At 66.0% G+C, this 14,484-nt stretch carries 13 protein-coding genes; 8 read left to right on the top strand and 5 right to left on the bottom strand.

Annotation, left to right across the window (positions count from 1 at the left end; genetic code table 11):
- Nucleotides 1-8 precede the first annotated feature (8 nt).
- The 3 genes from phnE to phnC all read right to left on the bottom strand — a co-directional run bounded on the left by phnE (nt 9) and on the right by phnC (nt 2,694).
- Nucleotides 9-740, bottom strand: coding sequence for a phosphonate ABC transporter, permease protein PhnE (gene phnE, locus PSV40_RS11780; RefSeq protein ID WP_366915014.1), 732 nt, complete (start codon nt 738-740; stop codon nt 9-11).
- 86 nt (nt 741-826) lie between these two features.
- Nucleotides 827-1,792, bottom strand: coding sequence for a phosphonate ABC transporter substrate-binding protein (gene phnD / locus PSV40_RS11775; RefSeq protein WP_300537654.1), 966 nt, complete (start codon nt 1,790-1,792; stop codon nt 827-829).
- A 38-nt stretch (nt 1,793-1,830) separates the two neighbouring features.
- Entirely contained in the window at nt 1,831-2,694 is an 864-nt protein-coding gene (gene phnC, locus PSV40_RS11770) for a phosphonate ABC transporter ATP-binding protein (protein WP_300537652.1), read from the bottom strand.
- A 107-nt stretch (nt 2,695-2,801) separates the two neighbouring features.
- Between phnC and PSV40_RS11765 the strand changes: the two genes are divergently transcribed.
- The 6 genes from PSV40_RS11765 (at nt 2,802) to PSV40_RS11740 (ending at nt 9,927) form a co-directional block, all read left to right on the top strand.
- Complete coding sequence (locus PSV40_RS11765) at nt 2,802-4,301, top strand: AMP nucleosidase (RefSeq protein WP_300537650.1); 1,500 nt, start codon at nt 2,802-2,804, stop codon at nt 4,299-4,301.
- A 162-nt stretch (nt 4,302-4,463) separates the two neighbouring features.
- Nucleotides 4,464-5,894, top strand: coding sequence for an efflux transporter outer membrane subunit (locus tag PSV40_RS11760; protein WP_300537648.1), 1,431 nt, complete (start codon nt 4,464-4,466; stop codon nt 5,892-5,894).
- Nucleotides 5,895-5,932: 38 nt separating this feature from the next.
- Entirely contained in the window at nt 5,933-7,273 is a 1,341-nt protein-coding gene (locus PSV40_RS11755; protein WP_300537646.1) for an efflux RND transporter periplasmic adaptor subunit, read from the top strand.
- A complete protein-coding gene (locus PSV40_RS11750; RefSeq protein ID WP_300537644.1) occupies nt 7,270-8,037 on the top strand; it encodes an ABC transporter ATP-binding protein in 768 nt (255 codons plus the stop codon). Before PSV40_RS11755 ends, PSV40_RS11750 begins: the two co-directional genes overlap by 4 nt.
- Nucleotides 8,037-9,245, top strand: coding sequence for an ABC transporter permease (locus PSV40_RS11745; RefSeq protein WP_300537643.1), 1,209 nt, complete (start codon nt 8,037-8,039; stop codon nt 9,243-9,245). Before PSV40_RS11750 ends, PSV40_RS11745 begins: the two co-directional genes overlap by 1 nt.
- A gap of 370 nt (nt 9,246-9,615) precedes the next feature.
- Nucleotides 9,616-9,927 carry a hypothetical protein gene (locus PSV40_RS11740; protein ID WP_300537641.1) on the top strand — a complete coding sequence of 104 codons (312 nt, stop codon included), beginning with the start codon at nt 9,616-9,618 and terminating at the stop codon, nt 9,925-9,927.
- A gap of 69 nt (nt 9,928-9,996) precedes the next feature.
- Here PSV40_RS11740 and PSV40_RS11735 read toward each other — a convergent pair whose 3' ends face one another.
- Both PSV40_RS11735 and purT read right to left on the bottom strand, forming a co-directional pair.
- Nucleotides 9,997-11,088 carry a mechanosensitive ion channel domain-containing protein gene (locus PSV40_RS11735; RefSeq protein WP_300537842.1) on the bottom strand — a complete coding sequence of 364 codons (1,092 nt, stop codon included), beginning with the start codon at nt 11,086-11,088 and terminating at the stop codon, nt 9,997-9,999.
- Nucleotides 11,089-11,117: 29 nt separating this feature from the next.
- Nucleotides 11,118-12,344 carry a formate-dependent phosphoribosylglycinamide formyltransferase gene (gene purT / locus PSV40_RS11730; protein ID WP_300537639.1) on the bottom strand — a complete coding sequence of 409 codons (1,227 nt, stop codon included), beginning with the start codon at nt 12,342-12,344 and terminating at the stop codon, nt 11,118-11,120.
- 210 nt (nt 12,345-12,554) lie between these two features.
- Between purT and PSV40_RS11725 the strand changes: the two genes are divergently transcribed.
- Together PSV40_RS11725 and PSV40_RS11720 are read left to right on the top strand one after the other, a co-directional pair.
- Nucleotides 12,555-13,382: a siderophore-interacting protein gene (locus PSV40_RS11725; protein ID WP_300537637.1), complete on the top strand. Its 828-nt coding sequence runs from the start codon at nt 12,555-12,557 to the stop codon at nt 13,380-13,382.
- A gap of 71 nt (nt 13,383-13,453) precedes the next feature.
- Nucleotides 13,454-14,407, top strand: a complete 954-nt coding sequence (locus PSV40_RS11720) for an ATP-binding cassette domain-containing protein (RefSeq protein WP_300537635.1) — start codon at nt 13,454-13,456, stop codon at nt 14,405-14,407.
- The last annotated feature ends 77 nt before the right edge of the window (nt 14,408-14,484 follow it).

Below are 14,484 nucleotides of genomic sequence, written 5' to 3'. Positions count from 1 at the left end.
GGCAGTTCCTAGACCAGCGCTTGGCGAATACGGGCCGAAATCAGGTCGATCACACTGACGGTGACCACGATGATAATCATCACGGCGCAGGTCTCGGCATATTGAAAGCCGCGGATGATCTCCCACAACACGACGCCAATGCCGCCGGCGCCCACCATGCCCACCACCGAAGCGGAACGCACGTTGGACTCAAAGCGGTACAGCGTGTAGGAAATCCAGAGCGGCAGCACCTGCGGAATCACGCCGTAGAAAATTTCCTCCAGCGCGTGGGCACCGGTGGCACGTATGCCCTCCACGGGTTGCGGGTCGATTGACTCCACCGCTTCGGAAAACAGCTTGGCCAGGATGCCGGTGGTGTGAATCCACAGCGCCAGCACGCCGGCAAACGGGCCCAGACCCACGGCCACGATGAACAGCATGGCAAACACCATCTCGTTGATGGCGCGTGCCGCATCCATCAGGCGGCGAATCGGCTGACGAACCCAGACCGGCGCAATATTGGCCGAGGACAGCAGGGCCAGCGGCACAGCGCAGACCACGGCCAGGGCCGTTCCCCACAAGGCGATCTGCACCGTGATCACCATTTCATGCAGGTAGTTGCGCCATTCCTTGAAGTCGGGCGGGAAGAAGCTGGCCGCGTACTCCGCCATGTTGCCGGAGTCGCGCAGCAGGTCCAGCGGGCGCATGTCGGCGCCCTTCCAGGACAGGGCCAGCAAGGCCAGCAGTACGCCCCAAGCCATCAGGCCCAGCAGGCTGGCGCGCGGCACTTGCAGCGGCGCAGGAGGCGCCTGCACTGAAAGATGGACAGGGGTGTTCACGGGCAGCCTCAGTTGCGGCTCAGCTCGGCGAGCTTGCGGTCAATCTCGGCGACCTTCGCCTGCTTGTCGGCAGCGGGCAGGGTTGCGTCGGCCTCGAACTTGTTGCGCTCCTTGAACAGCTCCAGCTGGCGGATGGGGATCAGTTGGGCATTGGTCGAGGGCTTGAAGGCCGACAGCTTGGAGATTTTCATCAGAACCTCCTTTTCCTGCTGGCCCCCTTTTCCATAAGCAAAGAAAAAGTCCTTGAGTTTCTGCTTGGTCGCATCAGGCAGGTCCTTGCGCATGACCAGCGGATCCAGCGGGATCAGCGGTGAGGTCCAGACCACGCGGATGTCCTTGAACTTCCCGGGCATGCGATCCTTGATCTTGTCCAGCGTTTCGCTATTGGTCACGGCCACGTCGACCTGCTTGTTGACCACGGCCAGGGCATTGGTTTCGTGGTTGGCACTGCGTGACACCTTGAAGGCAGTCCGCGCGTCGAGCTTGTTCTGCGCAAAAACGTAGTAGCTGGGCACCAGGAAGCCGGAGGTCGAGTTGGGATCGCCGTTGCCGAAGGACAGGGTTTTGGCGTTCTTGAGCACATCGTCCAGTGTCTTGAGCGGGCTGTCCTTGTGCACCACAAAATGCGAGTAATAACCCTGGGTGCCGTCGGCGTTGACCATCTGGGCGAACACTTCGCCGCCGGCGCGATCCACCGCCTCCATGGCCGACTTGTTGCCGTACCAGGCGAGATGCACCTTGCCGAAACGCATGCCTTCGATGATGCCGGCATAGTCAGGCGCGAAGAAGGCGTTGACCTTGTAGCCGGTCTTTTTCGCCATGTCTTCCAGCAGCGGCTGCCAGTCCGACTTCAGGTTCTGCGAGGACTCGGTCGAAATGATGCCGAAATTGATTTCCTTCAGATCCTGCGCATGCACTGGCGCCAGGGTGACCAGCGCCGCAGCAGCCAGTCCGGTCAATAGTTTTCTGATCATGGTGATTTCCTTGAAGTGTTGAAAGAAACAGTGGTGACTCAAGCGGCCTGCGCCATCGGCGTCGGCCAGGCGAGGTGAGGAACGGGTTTGGCCTTGTCTTCGAGGCTGGAAATGGCATCGCCCAGGGACAGGATGTCGTCGGCCTCGGCGCCATACAGATCGCGCAGCACGGCGGGCGTCAGTCCGACCGAAGGGCCGTCGTACACCACCTTGCCCTGGTGCAGGGCGATGGTGCGGGCGCAATACTTCATGGCGACGTTGACCTGGTGCAGCGACACCACGACCGTGCATTGATCTTCGCGGTTCACGCGGGCCAGGATGTCCATGACCTTGCGCGAGGACTCCGGGTCCAGCGAGGCAATCGGCTCGTCGGCCAGCACCACCCTGGCGCCCTGCACCATGGCCCGTGCAATCGCGGCGCGCTGCTGCTGGCCGCCCGACAGCGTCGATGCCCGCTGTGCACAACATTCGGCGATGCCCACCCGGCGCAGCGCCTCGATGCCTCTGGCCTTTTCCTCGGGCGTGAACCAGCGGATCAGGCTGCGCCACATCGGTACCTTGTGCAGGGTGCCGGCCAGCACATTGACGATCACCGGCAGCCGGCCCACCAGATTGAACTGCTGGAAAACAAAGCCGATGCCCGAACGCACCGAACGGATGTTGGACGCGATTTTCCCGTTGCGCTGCACGGTCCTGCCGTGGATCACGATGGACCCCTGCTCCGACGCATCGCCGGCCATCAGCCCCGCCATGTGCCGCAGCAAGGTGGACTTGCCGGAGCCGGAAGCCCCGATCAGCGCGACCATTTCGCCGGGCGCAATGCTCAGGTCGATCTGTTGCAGGGCCTTGCGGCCGTTGCCAAAGGTTTTGCTCAGCGTATTGATTCGAATGGCAGCGTCCATGGTCTCTCCAGGTGGTGTTGCCGTTGAATCTAGGGTCGCAATGTGTCGTTTTGATGTCAGTTGCGGCCAAAAAAGCCGCGTTTCGGGGAGCGGAGCACAATAAGCCCATGCCTTACCTGCCCGCCTTTATCGCCCCCACCCGCTACGCCGACCCGGCCGCCGCGCTGGCCCAGGTCCGCCTGATTTATGACCAGCAGATTGCCCACCTGCGCGATGCCATGCACCGCTACGTGGCCGGCGAAACCCTGCCCGGCCATGTGCGCGCCTGTTACCCTTTTGTGCGTGTTCACACCGAAACTGTGGCACGCGCGATCCTGGAAACGCCCGACATTTCCCAGCTCAGTTACGGGTTTGTGGCCGGGCCGGGCCGTTTTGAAACCACGTTGACGCGGCCCGACCTCTATGGCAACTACTACCTGGAGCAATTCCGCCTGCTGATGCAAAACCATTCGGTCGAGCTGGAAGTAGGCACCAGCACCCAGCCCATTCCGGTGCACTTCTCGTTTGCCGAGCACGACCACATCGAAGGCAACCTGAGCGCAGACCGGCGCATGCTGATGCGTGACGTGTTCGACCTGCCCGACCTGGCGGCCATGGACGACGGCATCGCCAACGGCACCTATGAGGCCCGGCCGGGCGAGCCGCAGCCGCTGTCGCTGTTCACCGCCGCCCGGGTGGACTACTCCCTGCAGCGCCTGCGCCACTACACCGGGACCTCGCCCGACTGGTTCCAGAACTTTGTGCTGTTCACCAACTATCAGTTCTACATCGACGAATTTGTGCGGCTGGGCCATGAAGAAATGGCGCGCCCGGACAGCGACTACATCGCCTTTGTGGAGCCCGGCAACGTGGTCACGCGCCGCGCGGGCCTGCCGGCCATCACCGGCGACGAACTGGGCATGGCGCCGCCGCGCCTGCCGCAGATGCCGGCCTACCACCTGATGCGCGCCGACCGCAGCGGCATCACCATGGTCAACATCGGCGTCGGGCCGGCCAACGCCAAAAACATCACCGACCACATCGCCGTGCTGCGCCCGCACGCCTGGATCATGCTGGGCCACTGCGCAGGGCTGCGCAACAGCCAGCAGCTCGGCGACTATGTGCTGGCGCACGGGTATGTGCGCGAAGACCACGTGCTGGACGAAGAGCTGCCGCTGTGGGTTCCGATTCCTGCGCTGGCGGAAATCCAGGTGGCACTGGAACGCGCTGTAAAAGACGTGACCCATCTGGAGGGCCCGGATCTCAAGCGCATCATGCGCACCGGCACCGTGGCTTCCACAGACAACCGCAACTGGGAACTGCTGCCCGGCAACCAGCCGCAGCGCCGATTCAGCCAGAGCCGGGCCGTTGCACTGGACATGGAAAGCGCCACCATCGCCGCCAACGGCTTTCGCTTCCGCGTGCCCTACGGCACGCTGCTGTGTGTCAGCGACAAGCCGCTGCACGGCGAGATCAAACTGCCCGGCATGGCGAACCATTTCTACCGCGAGCGGGTCGACCAGCACTTGCGCATCGGCATGCGGGCCATCGAACTGCTGCGCGAACAGGGCAGCAGCCAGCTGCACAGCCGCAAGCTGCGCAGTTTTTCTGAAGTGGCCTTCCAGTAGCCCAAACGCACCACTTCAGTGCCGTGGGGGTGCCCATGCTCCGACGCCCCCACGGCCCCTCAGGCAGCCAGCTTTACATGGCCTGAGTTGACAAGGGGCAAGGCCGATCCGCTGCGAGGTACCAATAATGCACTTTATGCAGAAGTCTGGTGTGGTCGTCCCATGAATTCCTTCCCACCCGGGCTTGCCCCGATGCACCCCACCCGGGTTCCGGCCCTGGCGCTGGCCGTGCTGCTGTCCGGCTGTGCCTCGCTGGCGCCACAGGGCGGTGCGCTGCCGCAGACGCCGGTTCCTGCGGCCTGGTCCGGCAACACCACCACGCCAGCCGCCGCGACCTCGCTGGCGCAGTGGTGGCAACGCTTCAACGACCCCCTGCTCGCCCGGCTGGTCACCCAGGCCCTGCAGGCCAACACCACGGTGCGCTCGGCGCAAGCCGCGCTGCAGCAGGCCAGAGCACTGCGCGATGTCAGCTCGGCCAGGCTGGCGCCCATCGTGAACGCCGCAGGGTCGGCCCAGCGCAGCAAGTCGGGCGGCAACGAAGCCGGCAATCTGTTCAAGGCGGGTTTTGATGCCAGCTGGGAGCCCGATGTGTTTGGCGCCAGGCGCAGCGCCCTGAACGCCACCGAGGCCGATGCCCAGGCCGCGCAGGCCAGCCTGGCCGAGACGCAGGTCTCGATGGCCGCCGAGGTGGCCGTCACCTACATCGAACTGCGGGGATTGCAGGCACGCCTGGCGATCGCCCGCAACAACCTGGCCAGCCAGAGCGAGACGCAGCAGATCACTGACTGGCGGGTCCAGGCGGGCCTGGCGTCCTCGCTCGACCTGGAGCAGGCCCGCGCCGCCAGCGCGCAGACCAGTGCGCAAACTCCGACGCTGGAAGCCAGTGCCGCGCAGGCGCAGCACAGCCTGGCCGTGCTGACCGGCCAGGCGCCTGGCGCGCTGCAGGCTCTGTTGACTGCCGCCGGCCCCGTGCCGCAGGCGCCCGGCGCGCTGACGCTCAGACTTCCTGCCGACACCCTGCGCCAGCGCCCGGATCTGCGCGCCGCCGAGCAACGTATCAGCGCCGCTTTGGCGCGTGTCTCGCAGGCGGAGGCCGCACGTTATCCGGGCTTCCAGATCAGCGGCTCACTCGGCCTGAACGCCCTGAGTCTGGGTTCGCTCGCGTCCGGCGGCACGGTGGCGAGCGCCTTGCTGGCCAGCATCTCGGTTCCCCTGCTGGACGGTGGCGCGGCCAGGGCGCAGGTGCGGGCGCAGGAAGCGGCGCTGGAGCAGTCCCGCGTGGCCTATGAGGCCACCGTGCTGACCGCCCTGAAGGATGTGGAAGATGCACTGGTTGCCCTGCAGGGCGACCGCGAGCGGCTGGCCAGGCTGCAAATCGCAGCCGACGCAGCAGGCAATGCCGAGCTGCTGGCGCGCCAGCGTTATGCCAGTGGCCTGATCGACTTTCGCACGGTTCTGGAGACGCAGCGCACCCTGCTGTCCACCCAGGACAGCGTGGAAAGCACGCGCGCCATCCTGAGCGCCGACCATGTGCGCCTGTACAAGGCGCTGGGCGGCGGCTGGACCCCCGGGCCTGAAGCCGCCACTCCCTGAACCGCAGACCGGCACCCCACAATTTTCCAGAGATGTCCATGAACACTCCGAACGCCACTGCACCCTCCGGCGCCGCCACCAGTCCCAGTCCCTCGGCCGCTGACCTGCAAACCCTGCTGGGCGCTGCGCACCAGCGCGCCTGGTGGCAGCGGCCTGCCCTGTGGGTCGTCGCCGTCATCGTCCTCCTGCTGGCGGCAGGCCTGGCTTACTGGCTGGCGCAGAAAAAGAGCAGTACCGCCCCGAGCTACGTGACCGAGGTGGTGCGCCGCGGCGACCTCACACTCAACGTCCTGGCCAACGGCACCCTGCAGCCCACGCGCTCGGTGAACATCGGCAGCGAACTGTCGGGAACGGTCAAGCGCGTGCTGGTGGACGTGAACGACCGCGTGAAGAAAGGCCAGGTGCTGGTGGAGCTGGACAACGCCAAGCTGTCCGACCAGGTGCTGCGCTCGCGCGCCGCGCTGGCGGCCGCACAGGCCCAGCTCGCGCAGGGCACGGCCACGCTCAAGGAGTCGCGGGCCAGCCTGGCCCGCTTCGAGGAGGTGGCGCGCCTGTCGGGCGGCAAGGTGCCCTCGGCCGCCGAGCTCGACAGCGCGCGTGCCGGTGTGGACCGCGCCGTGGCAGCCGAGGCCAGCGCGCACGCCAATGTAGCCGAAGCCCGGGCCGCGCTGTCCACCGATGAAACCAACCTGTCCAAGGCCGCGATCCGCTCCTCGATCGACGGCGTGGTGCTGACGCGCACGGTCGAGCCCGGCAATGCAGTGGCAGCATCGCTGCAGGCGGTGACGCTGTTTTCCGTGGCCGAGGACCTGCAAAAGCTGCGGCTCGAAGTGAGCGTGGACGAAGCCGATGTGGGTTCCGTGCAGGTCGGCCAGAAGGCCAGCTTCACCGTCAGCGCCTATCCCGCGCGCCGCTACCCGGCGACGATCACGCGCGTGGCCTATGGCTCGACCAAGACCGACAACGTGATCACCTACACGACCTGGCTCAATGTGGACAACAGCGACCTGAGCCTGCGTCCGGGCATGACGGCGGCGGCGACCATCGTGGCAACCGAACGCAAGAACGTGCTGCTGGTGCCCAACACCGCGCTGCGCTTCACGCCCGCGCCCACCGCCGACAGCCCCGCGGCGGCTGCGTCCAGCAGCAGTTTCGTCTCCAAACTCATGCCGCGCATGCCGCGCACGGCCGCGCGCCGGGGCGCCGATGGCGCCACGGCCGGGATACGGCAGGTCTGGGTACTCAGGGACGGCCAGGCCGTGGCGGTGACACTCAAGACCGGCGTCAGCGATGGCCGCATGACCGAGGTCAGCGGCGACGGCTTGCAGGAAGGCATGGCAGTGATCACCGACCAGCGCGCCAGCGCAGCAGCCCCATGAGCAAGCCAGGCGCGACGCTCACTGGCGGCGACGCGCCGCTGATCCGCCTACACGGCGTGACCAAGGTTTATGGCGAAGGCGCCACGGCCCTGGCCGCGCTCAAGGGCGTGAACCTCGACATAACGGCCGGCGATTTCGTCGCCATCATGGGCCCCAGCGGCTCGGGCAAGTCCACCGCCATGAACACCATGGGCTGCCTGGACACACCGACCGCCGGAGCCTACCTGTTCCAGGGTGTGCATGTGGAGTCGCTCACGCGTGATCAGCGCGCACGCCTGCGCCGGCGCTATTTCGGCTTTGTGTTCCAGGGCTTCAACCTGCTGGCGCGCACCTCGGCGCAGGAAAACGTGGAGCTGCCGCTGCTGTACCGCGGCGAGCCTGCGGCAGCGCGCCATGCCGCGGCGGCCAAAGCGCTGGCATCGGTCGGGCTGGCGGGCTGGGAACACCACACGCCGGCCGAGCTCTCGGGCGGGCAGCAGCAGCGCGTGGCGATTGCGCGCGCCATCGTGACCGAGCCGGCCGTGCTGCTGGCCGACGAGCCCACCGGCAACCTGGACACCCAGCGAAGCCGCGAGATCATGGAGCTGCTGTGGCATCTCAATGCGGACCGGGGCATTACGGTGCTGATGGTCACGCACGAAGCCGACATGGCCGCCTACGCCAGGCGCATCGTGCGTTTTGTCGATGGCGTGGTGGCCAGCGACACGCTCAACCCGCATCCGGCCGGACTGCACGCGCAGGCCGTCGCCTCGGAGACGCACTGATGTGGCTCAACACCCTGCTGCTTTCACTGCGCTCGATACGGCGCAACCTGCTGCGCTCCTTTCTGACCATCCTGGGCATCGTGATCGGCGTGAGCGCCGTGATCACCATGGTGACGCTGGGCAACGGCGCCACCCTGGCGGTGCAGAACCAGATCTCCAGCCTGGGCACCAACCTGCTGCAGGTGCGCCCCGGCCAGCGCATGGGCCCGGGCAGCGGCGGCGCCACCGCGCCCGCTTTCAAGGAGGTCGATGCCGAGGCGATTGCGTCGCAGATAGGCGGCATTGTGGCCGTGGCGCCCGAGGCACGCACCAGCAGCACGGTGGTGGCGAGCGGCCGCAACTGGACCAGTAGCATCATCGGCAGCACCAATGTCTGGCTGGAGACCGGCAACTGGAAGCTCGGTGACGGGCGCATGTTTTCCGACGACGAGCTGCGTGCCGGCGCGGCGGTCTGCCTGATCGGCGAAACCGTGCGGCGCGAGCTCTACGGCGCGCGCAGCGCCGTCGGCGAGCAGCTGCGCGTCAAGCAGATTTCGTGCGAGGTGGTGGGCGTGCTCGCCTCCAAGGGCCAGGGCGCTTTCGGCAACGACCAGGACGACCTGGTGCTGGTGCCGATCAAGACGCTGCAGCGCCGCATCACCGGCAATACCCGCGTCAACACCCTGCTGGTGTCCATGCTGGAGGGCAGCGATCCCGACCGTGTCAAGGCCAGCCTGACCCAGTTGCTGCGCGAGCGCCGCAAGCTGGCCAGCAGCGATGAAGACAACTTCAACGTGCTCGACACCAAGCAGCTGGCCGACACACTGTCGGGCACGACCAAGGTCATGACCATGCTGCTGGGCGCGGTGGCAGCAGTGAGCCTGCTGGTGGGCGGCATAGGCATCATGAACATCATGCTGGTGAGCGTGACCGAACGGACGCGCGAGATTGGCCTGAGGCTGGCGATAGGCGCGCTGGAGCGCGAAGTGTTGCTGCAGTTTTTGATAGAGGCGGTGGTGCTGGCGGCGCTGGGCGGCCTGATCGGCATCGTGCTGGCCACCGGCGCCTCGGTGGCGCTGGCGGCCGTGATGGATGTGCCCTACCTCTTCAACCCGGCCGTGAACCTTCTGTCCTTCCTGTTCTCGGCCGGCATCGGGGTGCTGTTCGGCTATTTTCCGGCCCGGCGTGCGGCACGCATGGACCCGATCGACGCGTTGCGGCACGAATAAGAACCCAAAAGAACCCAGCCGGGCCATGGTGGCATCACACCATGGAGCCTGAGTTGAAACGGACGTGTAACGGCCAGACCTGTTCCTTGCCGTAACAGGAACCGTCCTGCCTTCCGGACAGCTTTCTGCGGGGACCCGGAAGCCTGAAATCCCAGGCAATGACGTATTGGTCTTGACAAGGGTCAAGTGCAGTTCGCCCGGAAAGGTGCTGAATGAGAGCCAGGCTTCAGCCGGTCTGTTGGGTTCCACCACCAGCCTTGGCAGAACCCGGCGCCGCAGGTGCAAGGAAGAAAAAAAGCTATCGGCCGAGTGCATCCACGGCATCCCTGCCGCAGGGGTTGCGGCATTTTTTTACCATATGGAGATCTCCATGAAACCACTTTCATGCTCAATGGCGGTACTGCTGCTTACCGCTTCGCTTGCAGGAACCGTGCTGGCCAAAGGTCCATGGGCCGCCAGCCCGGGGAACACCTGGGGTTACCAGCTCATGACCCCGCAAGAGCGGACCGAGCACCAAGCCAGGATGCGCAGCTTCAAGAGCTACGAAGAGTGCAAGGCCTACCAGGAAGAAAACCACAAGCAGATGGAAGCACGCGCCAGGGAAAAAGGCACAACCCTCCCGGCCATGCGGGCGGGCGGGTTCGGCTGCGACAACATGAAGGCGCGTGGCTACCTGAAGTGAACCTGCCGAAGGCTGGCGGAGAGTGCCGACCTGGCAGGCGTGAACCCGCCGGGTCTGGCGGAGCATGCTTCAACCCGGTTGCAGGCCTTTGGCGCTGGCCGCCGTGTTCCCCTGCCGGGTATCCGCCAATTCGGCGCGCATCAACGGCAGGTGCTGCGGATATTCGCGCTGCATGAAATCGACCAGCCCCTCGCGAACATGGCAGCGCAGGTCCCAGTTGTGGCCGGAGCTGGCCGAGGTCACGAGCAGGCGCAGCTGCATGGCGCCTTCGCCCGCTTCCGTGACCTGCAGCTTGCACAGGCGCCGGTCCCAGTCGGGTGACGCTTCGCACAGACGCTGCGCCTCGGCGCGCAGGGGCGCCATCGGCATGCGGTAGTCCACCCACAGGAAAACCGTGCCGATGATGCCGGCGCTTTTGCGGGTCCAGTTCTGGAAAGGGTGCTCAATAAACCACTGCAGGGGAATGATGAGCCGGCGCTCGTCCCAGATCTTGAGCACCACATAGGTCCCGGTGATTTCCTCCACCCGGCCCCACTCGCCCTCCACGATCAGGACGTCGTCAAGCCGGATGGGTTGCGCCAGCGCAATCTGCAGCCCGGCGATCAGGTTGCTGAAAATCGGCCGTGCGGCAATCCCCACCACCAGGCCCACCACGCCGGCCGACGCCAGCAGGCTGGTACCGAACTGCCGCGCCCCCGGGAAGGTCATCAGCATCAGGGCCAGCCCGGTCAGCACGATGGTGAACATCGCGGTTCGGGCCAGCAGGCGGGTCTGGGTGTGAATGCGGCGCGCGTGCAGGTTGTCTTCGACATCAACCGGGTGCAGGTCGGTGACACCGTGCGCCACACCGCGAACGGCGCGCAGCCCCAGCCAGGTCAATGCCGTGAACAGCAGCAGGGCATTGGCGTGGCGCACGCCACCTATCAGCGCAAGGTCATTGGGTGCGCCCTGCCAGACGGCCTGCAGGGCAATCAGCGGCAGCAGCAGCTGGGCCGGCGCCCTGCAGTGCCGGACCACCGTCGCGGCGACCGGCATGGAACGTGTCAGCCGCAGTGCCAGGGCCAAGCCCACACGATGCACCAGCAGGGCCAACACCACAGCAATACCCGCAACCAACAGAAGCCGCAGGGACGAATCTTCCGCCCATGCCAGCATTTCCATCAGTTCCGGGTATTTCATGGACGGTCCCGTCAAGCCACCTGGGGCTTGACCCGCGAGGCTGCCAACTTGGCATGAACCCGCGCAGTCTCCACATCGTCATCGAAGGCCAGCGCAACGCCCATGCGGCGCTTGACAAAACTCTCCGGCTTGCCGAACAGCCGGATGTCGGTGTTGGGTACGCCCAGTGCGTCGGCCACACCGTCAAACACAATGCCCTGCGCATCCACGCCGCCGTAGATCACGGCGCTGGCACCCGGGGTTTTGAGCGCCGTGTTGACCGGCAGGCCAAGAATGGCGCGCGCATGCAGCTCGAACTCGTTTTGCCACTGCGTACACATCGTCACCATGCCGGTGTCATGGGGCCGCGGGCTGACCTCGCTGAACCAGACCTCGTCGCCCTTGACGAACAGCTCCACGCCAAACAGGCCCAGGCCGCCCGGCTTGCCGTCATGGCCGATACCGAGGTTGTCGGTCACGGCCTTGCAGATGTCGCGGCTTTTCTGCAGCGCTCTGGATGCCATGGGCTGCGGCTGCCAGCTCTCGACATAGTCCCCGCTGACCTGCACATGGCCGATGGGCTCGCAGAAATGGGTTTCAATCTGCCCATTCGCGCCCATGGCGCGCACCGTGAGCTGGGTGATCTCGTAGTCAAAGTCGATGAAGCCTTCGACGATGATGCGGCCGTGGCTGACACGGCCGCCGGCCATGGCGTGGTCCCAGGCGGTCTTGACGTCAGCGGGACCGGAAATTTTGCTCTGGCCCTTGCCGGAAGAGCTCATCACCGGTTTCACGACGCAGGGGTAGCCGATGTTGGCGTCGATCGCCGCCTGAAGTTCTGCCAGCGAATCGCAAAATACATAAGGGCTGGTCGGCAGGCCCAGGGTTTCGGCGGCCAGGCGGCGAATGCCTTCGCGGTCCATGGTCAACCGGGCGGCGCGCGCCGTCGGCACCACACGCACCACGCCCGCGGCTTCGAGTTCTTCCAGCATCGGAGTGGCTATTGCCTCGATCTCGGGAACTACCAGGTGCGGCCTTTCCTTTTCAATCAACGCCTTGAGCTGGGCCGGGTCGCTCATGATGATGGTGCGTGCATGGTGGGCGACCTGCTGGCCGGGTGCGTTGTCGTAGCGATCGGTGGCGATGGTTTCCACGCCCAGGCGCTGCAGCGCGATCAGCACCTCCTTGCCAAGTTCGCCGGAGCCGAGCAGCATGACTTTGGTTGCGTGAGGAGACAGGGGAGTGCCGAAGGTGGTCATGGGATGTGCAGGAGGTGGATGGGTCGGAGGACAGGTCGCGATGCAAACCAGCCGGGGAGCGAAGCGCCGTGACCAACACTTTACTTCACCCGGGAAAATGCCCGTCCCCGTGGTACGACCCCTTCGGCAGATGGCCCTACGAATCACGGACGCGCAGGTTCTGGATGAAAATGGTTCTTATTGACGTCCCCCTTCTTCAGAAAGCCTTTCTTGACAAACTCCATTGCGCCTCTCGCACGCCCGCAGGAAGGGTCCAGCCCGGCGCCCGCACGCAAACGCCGTCCGCCGCGCCGCGTGGAAGTCAGCCGCATCGACGTCCTGAGCCCGGCCATGCGCCGCATCACGCTCAAGGGTGCCGAACTTGAGGGCTTCGCCCCGGCCGGGCCGGCCAGCTATATCAAGCTGATCTTCCCGGAGCCTGGCCAAACCGAGCCGACCCGCCCTTTGCCGGACGGCCCGCGCGCGGTGTCCATGCGCACCTACACCCCGCTGGCGGTGCGGCCCGAGGCGCTGGAAGTGGATGTCGATTTTGTGCTGCATGGCGAAGGCCCGGCCTCGACCTGGGCGGCGCAGGCCACCATCGGCCAGGTGCTGTTCCTGATGGGGCCCGGCCCCGGGTATGCCCTGGACACCGCCACTACGCAGCACCTGCTGATCGCGGATGACAGCGCGCTGCCGGCAGTGGAAACCATCCTGACCGCCCTGCCCGCCGGCGCCCGCGCGCAGGTGCTGCTGGAAGTCATCAGCGATGCCGAGCAGCGGCCGCTGCACAGCGCAGCGCAGCTTGACGTGGCCTGGCTGGCGCGCGGCACCGACCACCGGGCGGCCGGACAAGCCCTGGAAAAAGCGCTGCATGCTGTTGCGCCGATTGGCCCCGAAACCCGTGTTTACCTGGCCTGCGAAGCAGCGGCGATGCGGCGCATCCGTCACTGGCTGATCACCGGGCTGGGCGTGAGCCGCAGCCAGATCGTGGGCCGGGGTTACTGGAAACTGGACGTGGTCAACCACCCCGACCACGACTACGGCGACGAGGCCTGAAACCCGGTGTCTGGTCAGCCGCTGTCGCGTTGCGCGGCAACAACCCCTCGCAGCTGGGCAACAATAGCCGCATGAACCCTCCCCTTCTCCAGATCCGGGGCCTGACCAAACACTACGGCAGCGCTGTGGTTGTGGACGACCTGTCCTTCGAGATTGCGCCTGGCGAATGCCTGGGCGTGATCGGCCCCAACGGCGCCGGTAAAACCACCACCATCCGCATGTGCCTGGGCCTGACGGCGCCCGACACCGGCGACATCACCTATTTTGCGGGCGGCGAAGACCGCGGTCTGCGCATGCCCGACGACGCGCTGGCCATCAAGGCCAGGCTGGGCGTGGTCAGCCAGTTCGACACCTTGGACCCGGACTTCAGCTGCGCCGAAAACCTGCAGGTGTATGGCCGCTATTTCGGCATGAAGGCGGCGCAGGTGCGTGCCCGCGTGCCGGCGCTGCTGGAATTTGCCTCGCTGTCGCACAAGGCCGGCAGCAAACCCGGCGAGCTGTCGGGCGGCATGAAGCGGCGCCTGAGCCTGGCGCGCGCACTCGTCAACGACCCGCGCCTGCTGCTGCTCGACGAACCCACGACCGGGCTGGACCCGCAGGCGCGGCATCTGATGTGGGAACGCCTGCAACTGCTGCTGCAACAGGGCAAGTCGATTCTGCTGACGACCCACTTCATGGACGAAGCCGAGCGCCTGTGCTCGCGCCTGCTGGTGCTGGACCACGGCAAAAAAATCGCCGAAGGCAAACCACGCGAGCTGATCGCGCAACATCTGGAGCCCGACGTGGTGGAGGTGTATGGCGTCGGCGCGCTGGAGCTGGCCCGCGCCCCCGAACACGCCGGGCTGCGGGCGCTGGCCGCGCGGGTGGAGGTCAGCGGCGAGACGGTGTTTTTCTACACCCAGGACGCCCGCCCCTTGCTGGACCGCCTGGCGGCCCACGGCAGTTTGCGCACCCTGCACCGGCCCGCCAACCTGGAAGACCTGTTTCTCAAACTGACCGGCCGCCAGATCAGGGAGGACGGATGAACCACCCCCGCAGCGGCCGGCGGCCGCTTCCCCCTCAAGGGAGCGCCACCTGCGGCCCGGCAAAGCCGGTTCCGCGA

The sequence above is a fragment of the Polaromonas sp. genome, from assembly GCF_029945925.1.
Lineage (GTDB): Bacteria > Pseudomonadota > Gammaproteobacteria > Burkholderiales > Burkholderiaceae_C > Polaromonas.
The sequence above is the reverse complement of the archived record's forward strand: the minus strand, read 5'-3'. Positions and strand labels throughout refer to the sequence as shown.